Source organism: Undibacterium sp. JH2W, assembly GCF_049340425.1.
Taxonomy (GTDB): domain Bacteria; phylum Pseudomonadota; class Gammaproteobacteria; order Burkholderiales; family Burkholderiaceae_D; genus Undibacterium.
The window spans coordinates 256,157-269,245 of sequence record NZ_JBMPOT010000009.1 but is presented as its reverse complement, the minus strand read 5'-3'; the positions used below and the strand labels follow the sequence as shown (position 1 = coordinate 269,245).

Genomic DNA, 13,089 nt, shown 5'->3' with positions numbered 1-13,089 from the left:
CCTGTTCAGAATGGCAAAACGTAGCGATAGACTTGCTCAGTCGCGCCAGAGCGGATCAGGCGCGGGATACGGTCCAGCATATAATGACGGCCTGGCGTGGTGATTTGTGCTGGTGTGAAGTAACGCTGCCCGGCTGGCAGGCCTGCGGCTACCTCAGTGCCAACAAACAAGCCCAGCTCGCGTATGTCTTGGCCTGCGCCGTCGCCATAGTCAAAGACAAATTCAATGAATACCCAGCGGGACGGGGTTGCCACAATGCGGTAAAGGTCACCGCCTGGGACGCGAATGGTGTTTGGCGCGTTCACGTCTGTTTCTGGTACCACGAATTGCTTTTGGCTGGACACGCGGCGGCCTATCTCGTCCACCAGGGCGGTAGCCGTGACGGGTTCAGAAGATGGCGCGGCATCCCATGCGGGCAGGCCATGGCCCCAGGCCAGGTGCAGGGGGCGGTTTTTAAACTGTTCGGCCAGTTCGATGCGGCCTTGGTCTTGTAATACAGCCATTTGAATATCCTTATGGTGTAGTCGGTGGAATGGCAATTAATTGGTAACAAACAGCCCAGCCGCTGGCCCATTGGTCAGCCCAGCCATAAACAGGCAAAGCCGGATTGGTGACGGTGGTGGCATTGCCTGGTGCAATTGCTTTGATGGGTGCTGGTGCGCTTTGTATGGCAAGCAAGGCGCTGTAAGTGGCGCGATGATTGCCACGCACAGCCAGCAATGCCGGTTGATTCACTTGGCCGGTGTAGATGTCACTGATGCTGACCACACTGTTTAAGCGGATCTCGCTATCGAGCACCCAGCTATCTAACTGCATCAAGGCATCGTCAGTGACGGTATTGAGCTGGCGCGGACGGTGGGCAGTCATCGGGGCCAATGCTGGCGGCACGTCGACCAGGCCGGTATGCGTCTCGCCAAACGACAACTTAACGCCGTCTGTAGCGGGGTCACCAGACCAGATACCAGAATCATCATCCAACAGGCAGTTATCAAAGCTGGTGGCGTCCAAGCGGCCTGCACGCAGGTCCAGGCCGTGATATAGACGATAGAAACGACTGTGTGCGGGCAAAGAGGCGTTGACCACCTGGCGTATCCGGGCCAGATCCAGCGCAGCCGCCGTCGTGCCTGGGTCTATGTGCAGCAAAAATTCATCTTCTTCCAGCGTCACATGGTCATAAGCCAGCCATGACAAGGCACGCACCACACTGGCGGCGCTGCCGCGTTCCAGCAACCAGGGCAAGCCAGCCGCAATCAGGTCAGCATTGCTGGCAAAGTGCAGCGAGAATTGCGCCAGGTTCCATTCAGCGGCAAGCCAGGGCTGGAAGGCTGCAGGCATCGTGCTGGTAGTGTTGGCCGGTGCGTCTGCCATCATGTCCAGATCCACACGCGGTGCGGTGCGCACCAGGCTGCGTTCCAGTTCGCTGGCGTTGGGTGGCAATAACAGAGCAAGATCAGTCATGCCACACCGCCATCAGCCAGGTTGATAACACCGGCGACTGCGTATCTGTCTTCAGACAGCACAGTATTGCTAGGGGGCTGGGCTGCAATAGGGAATTCAACGCGGGCAATGCCTGGTTGTTGTAGCTGTGCCGTCACCCAGGACAGTGGCACTGACCGGCCCAGGCTGGCATAGCTGGCGATGGCTGCGATAAAGCGCGCCTGAATTTGCGTAACGATATCCGCCGGGGCGCTGGCTTCGCGCCACAAGGTTGCCGTGACATCCAGAGCCACCGGCCGAGCTGCAACCACTTTGACAGTCACACCCAGCGGGCGGGCGTTTGGCACGTTCATGGCCGCCAGCACAGCGGCGCTGGTAGCCTGCGCCTGGCTCACATCAATCAGCCATAGCACCACGGCGATGGTGCCGGGCGTGGTGCTGCTGACATTGGCGTCACGGACATTCAGGCTGGCAGACAGCGCAAGCAAGCGGTATTGCTCTGCTGTACCATTGCCAGCCAGGGCAGTAATGCGCAACTGAATACGGCTGCGGTAACGTTCGTCCGCTTCGCCAGGCATGCGTGCCAGGTTATAGAACGCGCCTTTGTGGTCCAGATCCGTGCCGGTGGCGAAGGCCAGCAGGTTGGCGCGTGCGGCGTCGTTGATACGACCACGCAAGAGCATTTCGCGGTAAGAGAATGCTTCTACCTGCTTGACCAAGGGTTCAGACGGCAAGCCCAACACATTGGCGGCTGCCGGGTAACGCTGCAGCAAGTCTTGCTTGTGCGCCGTCACTAGGGCTTCAAAATCCAGCGCTTCAACGACTGCAGGCGCGGGTAACTTGGCCAAGTCCATCATGCTTGCCCCTTGATCGTCAGCGGCAAGGACAAGTTAAAGGCCTTGGAAGTGCTGACAAGTTGGCCTTTGAGTTCAATAATGACCTTGCCCGGCGCGTCTGCGCGGTATAGCTTTACATGCGTGAGTTTGATGCGCGGCTCCCACTTCAGCAGAGCTTCAGCCGTGGCGGCATACAGGCGCACTTGTGTGAAGCCGTTCAGCGGCTGGTCTATCAGCTCAAACAGCAGACTGCCATAGTCGCGGCGCATGACCCGGGTGCCTATAGGCGTAGTCAGAATGTCGGCAATGCTCTGGCGCAAATGCTGCAGGCCTGACAAACGTTCACCTGTATTGATATTCATACCTGCCATATCTGTTCCTTAATCGGGAATAGCGAACCAGCTACGGCCTGTGCTGGGATGAGAACAGCTTGCATGGTGCCCCTGGCGGCATGCGGGTATGCCGTTCAATGTCATCCAGCCGGAACCCTCGACCATCACCGGATTAGCATGTGGCGCAGGGCCATGCGGGGTGACGCGGTCACCCTTAACGACGACTGGCGCACCATCGACAGCAAAGAAATGTTGACCGCCAGCGAGATGCGCGCCGCCTGCAAAGTCCAGGGCTTTAACGGCGATACCGTGGCTCATGATTTGACGCCCTCAAACTTGGGTGTGCGCAAAGTCACGCCGTCGTTACGCAGCTCCAGCGTGGTAGCACCGACGACAAAACTAAACTTGCCCTCTGCTGGCAAAGTGATGATGTAGTGATGCTCTGCGTGGTTGTAATCTGCCGTCGCGCCGTCTGGGTATTCGGTGCGGGTGTTGTCGGGGTTGGTGTCTGGTGCCGGGTTGTGGTTGCTGGCAATGCCTGGCAGAACCACACCACCCGCGAATTCACCTGATGGCGAGAGCAAAACGCATTGCTCGCCCACCGTTGGTGGGTTCCATGTCTTTGTTTTGCCAGCACGTGCCGTTGCCATAGGCAAGAAGCCGGTTTTGATATCGCCAATTTGCATGCGCACTTGTGGTACGCGGCCGTGCTTGACTTCGGCAATGGTGCCGAGGCGGACGAGGTTTTGCAGGCGGCGGGAGAGGTCGGCAAGGGTGAATTCCATGCCGACTATGGTGACGTGGCCGGGCTAGCCAGTCACGCGGGGAGGGGTTGCTATGGGGCTTAGTAACTCAGGGGCGTTTACGCGTGCGCGAGGGGTGTGAGATATTTTGATGCAACATGCGTACGAATACGCGGGGCTATTCGTACCTACGCTTGCTATTCGTACCTAGGCGGGTTTCGTGTGTGCAATAGCCACAGCATTTCCTCATTTAAGGTAGATAGATTGTTAAAAAAGGCATGAATATAGTTGTATTATTACTACTTGTAAAAATTATTTTTTAATTAATTAATGGATTTTTAGAATGTGTAGAAAATAATTTGACAATTTATCATTTTAAATAAGGATCAAAATTAATGAATGCTTGTTTATTTATTATTTTTTCTTTGGGACTGATTTGGGGAACTTGGCTCATCATTTCATCGAAAACATTAAGGGCGCGACCAAGTGATATTCAAGTAATTATTTACTTCTTCTCACTTGCGTTTGTTGTTTCAATGGTTTTGATCTGGTGGGCGTATACGAAAGGAGTTTTCCTAGAATTAAAAATATATGATCACTCAAGTTTAGACAGTGCCTCGAAAGTTGTTTTAACTTGGCCTGCACAGGTAATACACTGGCTCCGAGAGATTGTTCTGGATGCTGTGTTTGATTTCATCGTTATTGGCGTTCTTGTTTCTATTGTCATCGTTCCACAGTTCATAAGTTATATACTTTGTGGCTGCGTTGGTCACGCATGGCAACCTCGATTGGTTAGTTGTGGAATGTCCTTCTTTGTTTGGGGTATTATAAAATTCTTTACAGTCTTTAGCGGCGTAGCTATGTCTGTTGCTGCTTGGGTGTATTTTGGAAAAATTTTTAATGACTCGCCAAGCATGGATTTTTTGCTCGCTTGCCTTGGTCTTTTTGCGGCGTTTGGAATTATCCTGACTTATAGAATGGTTGAAGAAATCGGCAAATATATTTCTGAGCGATGCCCGAAGTGGATCTCGAAAACTATTGCATTCCTTCATTTGAAGGCAACCAGAAATAATTCTTAAAATTAAGTTATCGTGCGATTAGTGCAACGTAATCGCACACATCCGCAGTTGTTTTCGCAACTCAATGTAATAACTGCTCGGGTAACGGATATCCAAGAAGCACGCACCAGTCTGTTAGTTCTTCAAGTAGGCACTGCCGTTTTACGGGGTGGGTGGTGGTTTTTAGCTTGGCCAGGGCGGCCTGGTGGGCGGCTTCTACAAGCTGGCGTTCTTTGGTGCTCAGGGGGGGGCATGGTGGCGTCCCGGCTAATTTTTCAACGAATAACCTTGCGCGTCGAATACATGGCACTTGACGGGTTTTTTGCGCAAGATGCTACTGACGTCTGTTGCTTCGATGAATGCGGGGTCTTTGCTATCTTTAATGGATTTGCGCAGGACGGCCATGTCGGGCATGCGTAGCTTGTGTTGTTCGGCCAGTTCTGCGACTTCTGGCAGATTGATGGCGATGCGGTGGGCGAGGCGGCTGTGGTTGAGGGGGATGCCTGATTCTTCCAGCTGCCTGACAATATCCCAAAACTGATTGACGCTGACGGGTTGCCAGGGTTTGGGTGCAGGCTTTTGCTTTACAGGTTCAACAGGCAGGGGCAGGGGGGCTGGCTTGGGGAAGGCGAAGTGGTTAATGTCTGGTACGTCGTGACCGATTTGGTCGGCAATAAAGCGTAATTGCTCAAAGAGGCCAGCACGTATGGCCGGGCTTTCTGTTTTTTCGATTTCACGCATGCGGTCGCGGCATTGCTGCTGCATGGTCAATATGTCGCGCATCTTGAGCCGTATGGAAGAGTTGCCAACGGCTTGCGGCGCTGGCTCGCGTGGCGCGACCATCTGGATTTGCAATGCACCAGTATTTTTGCCGCTTTTCGACCAGTGTTCCCACAGTACATCGTCACACTCGTTTTGATAAAGGGTGATTTTGTCGCGGAGTTCTGGGGCGACTTTGTTGGGGCTGATGGTCATTAGCCACGATGCAATTTTTCGGATAGGCAGGCAAACTGTCTCTTGATCCCCGCCTTGCGAAGGTATGGTCATGATGACCATACCCCATTTTTCTTTATCTGCAGCAAGTTTTCTGCGCTGTGTTGACCAGTCTAACTCCATATTTTCGACGATAGGTTTCATCTGCACCATAGGCTCGTTGTCTTTATCAATCAGCTGCAGCTTATCTTTATGGAAGTCGACAGAAATAATCTGAGTTTGCATCTTCTTTCCTTTAATTAGTTCGATTCGTTGTGCGCGCATAGAAAATAGTAAATTAGTTTCCAAAATATTACGAGACCGCGAAGAGCAGACGCAAATTGCACATTGTGAAATGTGGGCGATGTTTGCGGCAGATCAGATCAAATCAGGTCAGACAGATGGTTCCAGGTGGTGAGGAGGCGTTGTTGTACGGGGGAGAGGAGGGCGTGCAGGCCCTGGGGGGCGAGGGGTTGTTCGCCTGCAGAGTCGAGTAGTTGCAGCAGCATGGTGAGGGCGCTGTCGGTGACGCCCATGTCGGCGTTGATGCGGTCTAGCTTGGTTAAGGCGTCGCAGATGCTGGCGAGGTCATCGAGCAGGGTGTCAAAGCCCATGGCCTTGAGGGCGTCGATTTGCAGGCCGCGCAGGCGTTCAAAACTGGCGCGCAGGTCTTGCAGTTTGGAAAAGGCAAAAGAGGGTTGTGATGATGCAGCTATTGCAGACGCAATAGGGGTATGAGCAGCCATGATGGCCTCCTGATGGTTTTTCGTTCAATTTCACCCCTGTTCAGAGGGTGGCCGGGTACTTGAACACCGCCATCAGACGGCCCGCAACTTTCCCCTTGCGGGTCTTGTATCGTTACGCACTACCCGGCCATAGGTAAACCTATGGACGTAAAAAAACCACGTCTTACGGGCGCGGGTGGTGGCCGCTGATGGAGAGGTGTGTTCAGCACCTGTCGCAAGGATAGCGCAGGTTTGGGTGTTTTGGCAATGTGTATGGTTATGGACTGTTAAGGTGTGTAATTAACAGCAATTAACCGTTAGCAAATGAATTTGCTTTGCTAATATTATAGAAAAGTTAGTGAATAGAGGGAATTTCCCCGGAAATTAATCGCATTTAAAAGCTCGTGTAGGTGCTTTTAATGCAATCTAATCGCACTTTAGTAGCCAACCAGTTGATTTATGGCAAAGGTACAGCAGGATTTAAGAGGGGGCTTGTAAAACAGACAGAAAAAGAGGGGTTTTTAATTATTAATAATACTGACGATTTAATAAAGTACCTCGATTCAATATATGAATTAAAGAGTGACGAAAATGAAAAAAGATTTGATTTTAATTTTAGATGCGGCAATTCTTACTACCGAGATCGCAAGTGTTGTAGCTGGGGATAAATTTTCGACGCAAATAGATGGAGATACAATATACGTACAGAAGATTGATAGTACGGATAATTCCGCTGTAATAGAGATTGAATGCAACTGTCACGACTTCTATCGCTATGAAGACCTAGAGTTCGTACTCATAAAAAATTTAATCCCTCATGCACAAATGGTGTATTTACGTTTCCGAGATCAGTTATTTGCTGCTGACGTAAGTCTTAAGATTCAGGAAAGCTTTAAAACTATCTTGGATGATGATCATGGGAAAACAACGTATAAAGGCGAGAATTTACTGGAAATATCTCACTAAAGTGCTGCTGCCCGGTTCTGTGTTGAGTTAAACCGAATTGCCCCGCAAAAGCCGGCGTCAAGTCCAAAAGCCGGGTTAATTTATCTACCGAAAATTATGTTTGAAAATTTTTCTATGGCATTCCCTTCCGAAGGGAACGTAAAAAATATTATTGATGTACCTGGACTTGTTAAATTTGTAGAGACAGAACTCGTTGTGCACGTTCCAGCGGAAGTCGTCGCCTTTTGGGAACGTGTCGGTGCAGGGTACCTGGGAGACAGGGTTTTATATGTTTTCGGGGACGGCATAACTTCACAGCCAAGAGACTCATTTCAGGAATGGAATAAAAAAGACTTTTGGCGCGCTGTATACCCAACGCCCCAACAGGGCGGGCCAGTTTTTTTTGCAGAAACTTGCTTTGGTGATCAGTTGGGTTTCAGATGGGATGGCGAACGTTTTGTGTATGTGCTCTTTTGTGTAGATACGTTTGATGCTTTTACCGTTGCAGAGAATGGGACAGAGCTTTTTGCCCATGTATTAAGCGATAGATATGCGCTATTGGACGAGCAGCGCTTTGAAGCGGCGATCAAAATGCTTGGCCCATTGAGAACGGGAATGCATTACGCCCCCATAGTGAGCCCAATGCTTGGCGGTTCTGGCGACGCTAGTAACTTATGCTTTGAGACACCCAATGTCCATTTTCGAACGGCGATTGCTACTTACAATGCGAATTAGACCAGGCTAGCGATGTAGCCAGTTTTCGATTGCTTCAAGACTTAGATGATCAAGCCCCAAAACCCGCAGCTGCTCATACTGAACATCAACCCCACCCGCCACGACCCTATCCCGTAGCCCATATTGATGCACCCGCGCAATACGGGCTACGCGGCCATAGAAACCCACTTTCAGCGCGTCGCCATGTTCAGCAAACCGCCAAGGTTTGCCCAGTTTCATAGGCTTGCAATGCAATTGCCTGGATAGTTGAAAATTTCTCGATCAGGTCATCTGGTGCTGCATATCCTTGTGAGCGCGCATCGGGAAGCTGCCAAAATTCTTTGAGCTTGGATATCTCGTTAATGAAGGTTATCAATTCCTCACCATTCAAGGCAAAGCCAGTTTCTTCAAATGCTCGCTCTACCATATCGGGGATCAGCGTACAGCCTAACTTGTCAGCCGGAGCAGTCCAGTAGGTCACGAGCAAACTACCAGAGCCAAAGTGCATTTCCACATTTAAGTTTAAAGACTCATTTTTTGGATCATAGACAACGATGGAGTAAGGCATGACAATTTTTTCGAAATGGTTGGGTGCGTTTTATTCACCCAAGAATACATCAAAATCTATCATGGATTCTAGCAAGCTTAGTCCCAAAACCCGCCTCTGCTCATACTGAACATCACCCCCGCTCGCCACAACCCTATCCCGTAGCCCGTATTGATGCACCCGCGCAATACGGGCTACGCGGCCATAGAAACCCACCTCCAGCCCGTTGCCGTCTGCCTTTGCCTTGAGGTGGGTGTTGGTGCGCAGCTTGTTGAACATGCTGGCTTTTTGCTTTTTGATGCGGCCTTGCTTACCTCTGATGTTTTTGCGTTGTTTGCGCGGTGCGTAGGGGGTGCCGTCGGGGTTTTGTTGTGCCTGGATGCGGGTTTGTTGCTGGCGGCGCAGGTCTTGGGCGATTTGCAGCGTGAGCTTGCGGCGGGCGGCGGGGTCTAGCTTGGCCAGGAGGGTGCTGGCCCAGGTCTCTAGCGCGGTGAGGTCTTCTTGCATTATGTGGAGGGGATAGGGTGTGCCTGCCATTCTGCCAGCAGCTTGTCGCCGCTGTAGAGTTGCTAGTAGAGGTCTGTATAGGGAGGCGTGGTAGTGACTTCGCCTGCGTGGGCGATGTCTAGCCGGGTGCCTGTTTGTTTAACGATGACGCGTTCTGTGAGGTCGAGGTCTAGCGAGATATCGACGCTGTTGTGGTTGTTGAAGTCGACCATAAAACGTATGCCTTTGCCCTTGTCGTCGTTGCCCAGGAGGTCTGCCTGGTGGGTGGCTACCCAGGCGAGCAGGGGCACCATGAGGGCGTCTTCTTCATCGCTGTAGTCGGTGATGATGATGTTTAAGGTGTAGGCGTATTCAAACGAGCGTGATTTGGTGCGGGTGGTGACAAGGCTGCCTTTGTCTACAAAGACGAGCAGCTTGTCTGGGTTGCGCTTTAAATCGGGTATGGCAGCCGTTAAATGGGCGCGCAGGCTATTTGGTTTGTACATGGTTGGCAATGGCTCTGATGGCCTGGTAGCTGTCTATACAGGCGTTTAATTGCCTGATGGCGTCGTCACCGTCTGCGGCGATGGCTGCAAGAGTTGTTCCAGCCTCAGGCGTAAGTTCGGCTCGCGTTTCTGGGATATGGCTGTATCCAGCGGTGGTATTTGCGCCGGTACTGGCGGGACAAGCTTTGACGGGGATTGACAGGCGCACAGCACCAGTGCGCACGTCAGCAATAAACTTATCGCGTTTGTCTTTTTCATCTTGCATTTCCTTTTGGTGGTTGGTGGCAATGGCGGCCAGGCTGCGGGACATGAGCTTTTCATTTTCGCGTGCAGTGGCGGTGGCTTCTGCTTTGTCTTTATCAATCTGGGCGGTAAGTTTATCTACCTGGTGTAGGGCGTCTTTGTATTTGACGACACAGAACAGGATGGCGGCGGCTACGGCAAGGGCTATCCAGGGGCGTGGGTCCAGCAGTTTGATGAAGTCGGGCATGGTGGTGGCTTTCTTATACTGGTTTCAAACAGAGTGCGCGTTCTGCGGCCCGGCGCTTGGTCAGGCCTGCGTACACCACACCACCGGCTTGGTTCCAAAACTGCATTTGATTGCATGCGCCGGTGTAGTCGCCTCTATTTAGCATTGTGATCATGGTGGATGGCTTGCCAGTTTCCAGCACGCAAAAACCGTCCTTAACGCCTTTGCGGCCCGGTCCCACATTGAACACAAAGCTTGTGAAGGCGGCGCGCTGGTTGTCGTTGAGTGGGACTTTAAGACAGCTTTCCATTGACGCCTTGGCTTTGAGGAGGTCTTGTACCGTCATGTCGTCACATTGCTCTATGGTGGCAGTCTGGCCCAGCTTGACGCCACCAGTGTGGCCCCGGCAAATCGTGGGGATGCTGACTGGATCAAGGTAGGCTGTTTGCCTGGTGCCTTCAAACAGGACAATGATGGGCAAGGCAGCCGCGATGCCAGCAGCAACGAGCTTTTGTTTGATATCGCTCATGCTTGAGCCTTGCTTTTTCGAGCATTAACTCTGCGGTGTAACCATGGCTTAATCACTTTCTCACGCACGAAGAAGGTGATTTGCAGCACGATGTAAATAAGGGTAAGGATATATACCCATTCATTGAGGGGAATGCCCAGCAAGGTGATTGCACTGATGGCGATTGGCGGCATAGTTTTCACTGTTTCCATGGGGTAGTCGATCATGGTTAGTCCCACAAGTTAATCATTTGCAGCACTGGCGCTGCAGGTGCGCGGTCTGGCAAAGTAATGACTTTGCCCATGGGCAGGAATGCGCCCAGGCTGGTGATGCCAGGATTTAAGGCCAGCACTGCGGTAATGCCTGCAGTGCTGCCCAGGTGACGCCAGACCAATAGGTCCAGGGTGTCGTTTTGTTGAGCGCGCACCATCATGGTTAGATAAGCTCTACCGTGACTTGATGGCAGCCCATGAGCTTAGATATCGCCCAGGCTGCATTCCTGCGTTCTTCATCAGGGCCATTTGCCAGAAAGCCGACCAGCTTCTTGTCATCCAGGGAGGTGGCAGTGGTGTCGTAATCCTTGTAACGTTCAATCAGATCCGCTTTTGCCGTGCAATACACAGCGCGCAGGTAGTGGGCAATCAAGACGCTTTGCCGGTTGACCTGTGCTGCTGGGATGGCTGCCATGCTGCTGTGTCCTGCATTTTGCGCCGATGCCTTCAGCTCTTTCACCTGGTCATTCACAAAGATGATTGCGTCTACGGTGGCCGCGATCAGGCGGGCATCTGTGACCGTGCCGTCCAGCCTGATGGCGTCGCGCATGGCGGTGACATCCAGATCCGGAAAAAATCCATCATTGGTAATGATGTTGTCTGGTTGGCTTGAGCTGGTCTGGCCGGCTGGTGCGTTGGCAATAAATGAGGGCATGGGTCTGGATCTTCATTGAGTCAATCAAGTGGGCAGTGGGTGGGCTGTCACAGGGTAAATGGCTAGAAATCCCTGATCGGCCCACGCCGCCCGGCGCCGGAGGGTGCTTGGTTACGTTGGCGGGGTGGTTTTCTCTCCACCTTCATCGCCTACGATGTTCTTGAGACGGCGTTCAAGCCGTTCTATATCTTTCTTGACGCCGATGTTTTGGAATAGGTCCAGGGCGCGCCGCAGGTTGTCCAATGCCTTGCTGGCGGCTTCTTCTGGTAACTGTTCAAAGTCAATGTCACCGTTACCCATCTTGCCTATCTGTGCGTAACCCAGCGCCTTGTACAGCTTGGCGCTGGCCTGGTCTGGTACGTCTGCATTGACGGTCAGCAGTTGCACGGCACGCAGAGTTTCCACGGCTGCAGCCGGGCTTTCAAAACGGCCTTCGAGATATGCGCCTGGGATTTCGTCGAGCAGCATGGTGGGGACATCACGGGCGTATTGATCTGGCAGGTTGAGGTTGTGTACCAGGCAGTATTGGGCGATGTCGAGGGCGCGGGCGTAGTCGCCTGCGTCTATGTGCCAGACGAGGGCGGTGGTTAAGACGAGGTCTTGGGCGCCGTTGCCGTGCTGTAGGGCGGCGTTGATCCAGTCGTCATAGTCGGGCAGGATTTCGCGTTTGAGCTCGATTTTGCGCTGGATGGATTTGATGGTCTTGAGCCTTTGTTTGTCGTTGATGAGTTTGGCGAGCATCAAATCGTAGGCGCTGCCCTGGATGGGCTGGCCGTGTCTGGATGCTGCGGCTGCCCTGGCAGCGAGGATGCGGGCGGCGTGGCGCTGGGCGGGGCTGTGGTGGGTGGCGGTGGTCATGGTTGGTGTGTGACTTAGGCGAGTTCGATGTTTTCAACGAGGGCGGCGATGCCGTAATCTTCGACGACGTAGGCGTCGTTGGAGGATTCGTAGTTTTCGATGCGGTCGCGCTTGGCGTTGTCAACGATCTGGCGGCGGCGGGCGCTGTCCTGGTAATAGATGGACAGGTTGTCGTAGCGGGTGATGAGGAAGCTGTTAGGCGGGAAGTAGGGGACGCTGACGGCTTGCAGGCCACCCAGACGCTTTTGGCTAATGATGATGTCGGCGGCCAGGGTCTCTGTGGGGGCGTGGTTGGTATTGACCAGCGGGAAGTATTTGTCGTGCATGAGTTCGCGGCCGACGATGCAGACCAGGCCTGCGTCTTCACGGAACCAGGGGTCGAGGAGGGTGATGGCGTCAAAGACGGCGGCGTCGAGGTTGGCGTAGTCGCCGTTTTGGCCGATTTTGACTTTGCCCGCGGCTGCGCCGTGGGACATGACGCGCTGTGGGGCGTCTTCGCGCATGTGTTGCAGCCAGCCGATGTTGACGTCTTGGAGCAGGGGGTGGGCGAGGATGTCGGTATTGGGGGCGATGCTGGTGCCGTGGAAGCCCATGACCATGCGGTCTAGCGCCTGGCGTTTGACGATGACGTCACGAATGCGGGTTTGGAAGTCGGGGAATTTGGCCCAGACATCAAGCTTGGCATAGGGGACGTGGGTGTCGTAGTTGGTTTTGCTGCATTTGTAGCGGCCGTTTTCCAGTCCGGTTAAGTCGCGGGTCTGGCGGTCTTGCTGGGTGGTGTCGGTGCGGCTGGCGACGGGGCTGCTGATGCCTAAGTGGAGCTTTTCGCCTTCCATTTCTTGCACGCCGATGATGTTGATGCGGCTGAGGAACTGGCTGGATTCTTGAATTTTGGTTTCAAGGCGTTGCTGGACGCTGGGGGCGATGGCGAAGGTTTTGGTGGCGTCGTCTACGCCGTTGATGTCGCCCAGGCGGGTGACGAGGGTGTTGTAGGCTTTGCGGGTGGTGTTTTGCATGTTGTTTCCT

The 13,089-nt window shown here is 53.0% G+C and carries 22 protein-coding genes; 3 read left to right on the top strand and 19 right to left on the bottom strand.

What is annotated here, in order from left to right; genetic code table 11:
* Positions 1 to 5: 5 nt before the first annotated feature.
* Genes ACO0LC_RS15845 through ACO0LC_RS15820 form a run of 6 tightly spaced genes read right to left on the bottom strand, consistent with a single transcriptional unit; the run spans position 6 to position 3,390 of the window.
* Positions 6 to 503, bottom strand: a complete 498-nt coding sequence (locus ACO0LC_RS15845) for a hypothetical protein (protein ID WP_423004715.1) — start codon at positions 501 to 503, stop codon at positions 6 to 8.
* A 10-nt stretch (positions 504 to 513) separates the two neighbouring features.
* A complete protein-coding gene (locus ACO0LC_RS15840; protein ID WP_423004713.1) occupies positions 514 to 1,458 on the bottom strand; it encodes a phage tail protein in 945 nt (314 codons plus the stop codon).
* A complete protein-coding gene (locus ACO0LC_RS15835; protein ID WP_423004711.1) occupies positions 1,455 to 2,294 on the bottom strand; it encodes a baseplate assembly protein in 840 nt (279 codons plus the stop codon). The genes ACO0LC_RS15840 and ACO0LC_RS15835 overlap by 4 nt, the downstream gene beginning before the upstream one ends.
* A complete protein-coding gene (locus ACO0LC_RS15830) occupies positions 2,291 to 2,635 on the bottom strand; it encodes a GPW/gp25 family protein (protein WP_423004761.1) in 345 nt (114 codons plus the stop codon). The genes ACO0LC_RS15835 and ACO0LC_RS15830 overlap by 4 nt, the downstream gene beginning before the upstream one ends.
* Before the next feature lie 18 nt (positions 2,636 to 2,653).
* A complete protein-coding gene (locus tag ACO0LC_RS15825) occupies positions 2,654 to 2,923 on the bottom strand; it encodes a PAAR domain-containing protein (protein WP_423004709.1) in 270 nt (89 codons plus the stop codon).
* Positions 2,920 to 3,390, bottom strand: coding sequence for a phage baseplate assembly protein V (locus ACO0LC_RS15820; protein ID WP_423004707.1), 471 nt, complete (start codon positions 3,388 to 3,390; stop codon positions 2,920 to 2,922). Before ACO0LC_RS15820 ends, ACO0LC_RS15825 begins: the two co-directional genes overlap by 4 nt.
* 353 nt (positions 3,391 to 3,743) lie before the next feature.
* Here ACO0LC_RS15820 and ACO0LC_RS15815 point away from each other — a divergent pair, with 353 nt between their 5' ends.
* Entirely contained in the window at positions 3,744 to 4,427 is a 684-nt protein-coding gene (locus ACO0LC_RS15815) for a hypothetical protein (RefSeq protein WP_423004705.1), read from the top strand.
* 246 nt (positions 4,428 to 4,673) lie between these two features.
* Here the strand turns inward: ACO0LC_RS15815 and ACO0LC_RS15810 are convergent, their stop codons facing one another.
* Together ACO0LC_RS15810 and ACO0LC_RS15805 are read right to left on the bottom strand one after the other, a co-directional pair.
* Positions 4,674 to 5,624: a phage antirepressor N-terminal domain-containing protein gene (locus ACO0LC_RS15810; protein ID WP_423004703.1), complete on the bottom strand. Its 951-nt coding sequence runs from the start codon at positions 5,622 to 5,624 to the stop codon at positions 4,674 to 4,676.
* A gap of 137 nt (positions 5,625 to 5,761) precedes the next feature.
* Positions 5,762 to 6,124 carry a hypothetical protein gene (locus ACO0LC_RS15805; RefSeq protein WP_423004701.1) on the bottom strand — a complete coding sequence of 121 codons (363 nt, stop codon included), beginning with the start codon at positions 6,122 to 6,124 and terminating at the stop codon, positions 5,762 to 5,764.
* 570 nt (positions 6,125 to 6,694) lie between these two features.
* Here ACO0LC_RS15805 and ACO0LC_RS15800 point away from each other — a divergent pair.
* Positions 6,695 to 7,069, top strand: coding sequence for a hypothetical protein (locus tag ACO0LC_RS15800; protein WP_423004699.1), 375 nt, complete (start codon positions 6,695 to 6,697; stop codon positions 7,067 to 7,069).
* A gap of 96 nt (positions 7,070 to 7,165) precedes the next feature.
* Positions 7,166 to 7,783 (top strand): hypothetical protein, encoded by a 618-nt coding sequence (locus ACO0LC_RS15795; RefSeq protein ID WP_423004697.1) that lies wholly within the window; start codon positions 7,166 to 7,168, stop codon positions 7,781 to 7,783.
* Positions 7,784 to 7,789: 6 nt separating this feature from the next.
* Here the strand turns inward: ACO0LC_RS15795 and ACO0LC_RS15790 are convergent, their stop codons facing one another.
* From ACO0LC_RS15790 to ACO0LC_RS15740, 11 genes are all read right to left on the bottom strand, one after another.
* Positions 7,790 to 8,002 carry a phage virion morphogenesis protein gene (locus tag ACO0LC_RS15790; protein WP_423004695.1) on the bottom strand — a complete coding sequence of 71 codons (213 nt, stop codon included), beginning with the start codon at positions 8,000 to 8,002 and terminating at the stop codon, positions 7,790 to 7,792.
* Positions 7,971 to 8,330 (bottom strand): hypothetical protein, encoded by a 360-nt coding sequence (locus ACO0LC_RS15785; RefSeq protein WP_423004693.1) that lies wholly within the window; start codon positions 8,328 to 8,330, stop codon positions 7,971 to 7,973. Before ACO0LC_RS15785 ends, ACO0LC_RS15790 begins: the two co-directional genes overlap by 32 nt.
* Before the next feature lie 30 nt (positions 8,331 to 8,360).
* Positions 8,361 to 8,816, bottom strand: a complete 456-nt coding sequence (locus tag ACO0LC_RS15780) for a phage virion morphogenesis protein (RefSeq protein WP_423004691.1) — start codon at positions 8,814 to 8,816, stop codon at positions 8,361 to 8,363.
* A gap of 62 nt (positions 8,817 to 8,878) precedes the next feature.
* Positions 8,879 to 9,301, bottom strand: coding sequence for a phage tail protein (locus tag ACO0LC_RS15775; protein ID WP_423004759.1), 423 nt, complete (start codon positions 9,299 to 9,301; stop codon positions 8,879 to 8,881).
* Positions 9,285 to 9,791 (bottom strand): lysis system i-spanin subunit Rz, encoded by a 507-nt coding sequence (locus tag ACO0LC_RS15770; protein WP_423004689.1) that lies wholly within the window; start codon positions 9,789 to 9,791, stop codon positions 9,285 to 9,287. The genes ACO0LC_RS15775 and ACO0LC_RS15770 overlap by 17 nt, the downstream gene beginning before the upstream one ends.
* Positions 9,792 to 9,804: 13 nt before the next feature.
* Entirely contained in the window at positions 9,805 to 10,299 is a 495-nt protein-coding gene (locus tag ACO0LC_RS15765) for a lysozyme (protein WP_423004687.1), read from the bottom strand.
* Positions 10,296 to 10,505 (bottom strand): hypothetical protein, encoded by a 210-nt coding sequence (locus ACO0LC_RS15760; RefSeq protein ID WP_423004685.1) that lies wholly within the window; start codon positions 10,503 to 10,505, stop codon positions 10,296 to 10,298. The genes ACO0LC_RS15765 and ACO0LC_RS15760 overlap by 4 nt, the downstream gene beginning before the upstream one ends.
* A 2-nt stretch (positions 10,506 to 10,507) precedes the next feature.
* Positions 10,508 to 10,711 (bottom strand): tail protein X, encoded by a 204-nt coding sequence (locus ACO0LC_RS15755; protein WP_423004683.1) that lies wholly within the window; start codon positions 10,709 to 10,711, stop codon positions 10,508 to 10,510.
* A gap of 2 nt (positions 10,712 to 10,713) precedes the next feature.
* The gene (locus ACO0LC_RS15750) at positions 10,714 to 11,205 is read right to left on the bottom strand and encodes a head completion/stabilization protein (protein ID WP_423004681.1); all 492 of its coding nucleotides are present in this window, start codon (positions 11,203 to 11,205) and stop codon (positions 10,714 to 10,716) included.
* 111 nt (positions 11,206 to 11,316) lie between these two features.
* Positions 11,317 to 12,063: a phage terminase small subunit gene (gene gpM, locus ACO0LC_RS15745; RefSeq protein ID WP_423004679.1), complete on the bottom strand. Its 747-nt coding sequence runs from the start codon at positions 12,061 to 12,063 to the stop codon at positions 11,317 to 11,319.
* Between the two features lie 14 nt (positions 12,064 to 12,077).
* Positions 12,078 to 13,079 (bottom strand): phage major capsid protein, P2 family, encoded by a 1,002-nt coding sequence (locus ACO0LC_RS15740; protein ID WP_423004677.1) that lies wholly within the window; start codon positions 13,077 to 13,079, stop codon positions 12,078 to 12,080.
* Between the last annotated feature and the right edge of the window lie 10 nt (positions 13,080 to 13,089).

Bases quoted from the DNA above. Each gene is read 5' to 3' on its own strand.
- ACO0LC_RS15790 (WP_423004695.1), bottom strand. From the start codon at position 8,002: ATGAAACTGGGCAAACCTTGGCGGTTTGCTGAACATGGCGACGCGCTG.
- ACO0LC_RS15840 (WP_423004713.1), bottom strand. From the start codon at position 1,458: ATGACTGATCTTGCTCTGTTATTGCCACCCAACGCCAGCGAACTGGAA.
- ACO0LC_RS15755 (WP_423004683.1), bottom strand. From the start codon at position 10,711: ATGATGGTGCGCGCTCAACAAAACGACACCCTGGACCTATTGGTCTGG.
- ACO0LC_RS15825 (WP_423004709.1), bottom strand. From the start codon at position 2,923: ATGAGCCACGGTATCGCCGTTAAAGCCCTGGACTTTGCAGGCGGCGCG.
- ACO0LC_RS15760 (WP_423004685.1), bottom strand. From the start codon at position 10,505: ATGATCGACTACCCCATGGAAACAGTGAAAACTATGCCGCCAATCGCC.
- ACO0LC_RS15835 (WP_423004711.1), bottom strand. From the start codon at position 2,294: ATGATGGACTTGGCCAAGTTACCCGCGCCTGCAGTCGTTGAAGCGCTG.
- ACO0LC_RS15770 (WP_423004689.1), bottom strand. From the start codon at position 9,791: ATGCCCGACTTCATCAAACTGCTGGACCCACGCCCCTGGATAGCCCTT.
- ACO0LC_RS15780 (WP_423004691.1), bottom strand. From the start codon at position 8,816: ATGCAAGAAGACCTCACCGCGCTAGAGACCTGGGCCAGCACCCTCCTG.
- ACO0LC_RS15750 (WP_423004681.1), bottom strand. From the start codon at position 11,205: ATGCCCTCATTTATTGCCAACGCACCAGCCGGCCAGACCAGCTCAAGC.
- ACO0LC_RS15830 (WP_423004761.1), bottom strand. From the start codon at position 2,635: ATGAATATCAATACAGGTGAACGTTTGTCAGGCCTGCAGCATTTGCGC.
- ACO0LC_RS15815 (WP_423004705.1), top strand. From the start codon at position 3,744: ATGAATGCTTGTTTATTTATTATTTTTTCTTTGGGACTGATTTGGGGA.
- ACO0LC_RS15805 (WP_423004701.1), bottom strand. From the start codon at position 6,124: ATGGCTGCTCATACCCCTATTGCGTCTGCAATAGCTGCATCATCACAA.
- ACO0LC_RS15785 (WP_423004693.1), bottom strand. From the start codon at position 8,330: ATGCCTTACTCCATCGTTGTCTATGATCCAAAAAATGAGTCTTTAAAC.
- ACO0LC_RS15810 (WP_423004703.1), bottom strand. From the start codon at position 5,624: ATGCAAACTCAGATTATTTCTGTCGACTTCCATAAAGATAAGCTGCAG.
- ACO0LC_RS15775 (WP_423004759.1), bottom strand. From the start codon at position 9,301: ATGTACAAACCAAATAGCCTGCGCGCCCATTTAACGGCTGCCATACCC.
- gpM (WP_423004679.1), bottom strand. From the start codon at position 12,063: ATGACCACCGCCACCCACCACAGCCCCGCCCAGCGCCACGCCGCCCGC.
- ACO0LC_RS15765 (WP_423004687.1), bottom strand. From the start codon at position 10,299: ATGAGCGATATCAAACAAAAGCTCGTTGCTGCTGGCATCGCGGCTGCC.
- ACO0LC_RS15800 (WP_423004699.1), top strand. From the start codon at position 6,695: ATGAAAAAAGATTTGATTTTAATTTTAGATGCGGCAATTCTTACTACC.
- ACO0LC_RS15845 (WP_423004715.1), bottom strand. From the start codon at position 503: ATGGCTGTATTACAAGACCAAGGCCGCATCGAACTGGCCGAACAGTTT.
- ACO0LC_RS15820 (WP_423004707.1), bottom strand. From the start codon at position 3,390: ATGGAATTCACCCTTGCCGACCTCTCCCGCCGCCTGCAAAACCTCGTC.
- ACO0LC_RS15740 (WP_423004677.1), bottom strand. From the start codon at position 13,079: ATGCAAAACACCACCCGCAAAGCCTACAACACCCTCGTCACCCGCCTG.
- ACO0LC_RS15795 (WP_423004697.1), top strand. From the start codon at position 7,166: ATGTTTGAAAATTTTTCTATGGCATTCCCTTCCGAAGGGAACGTAAAA.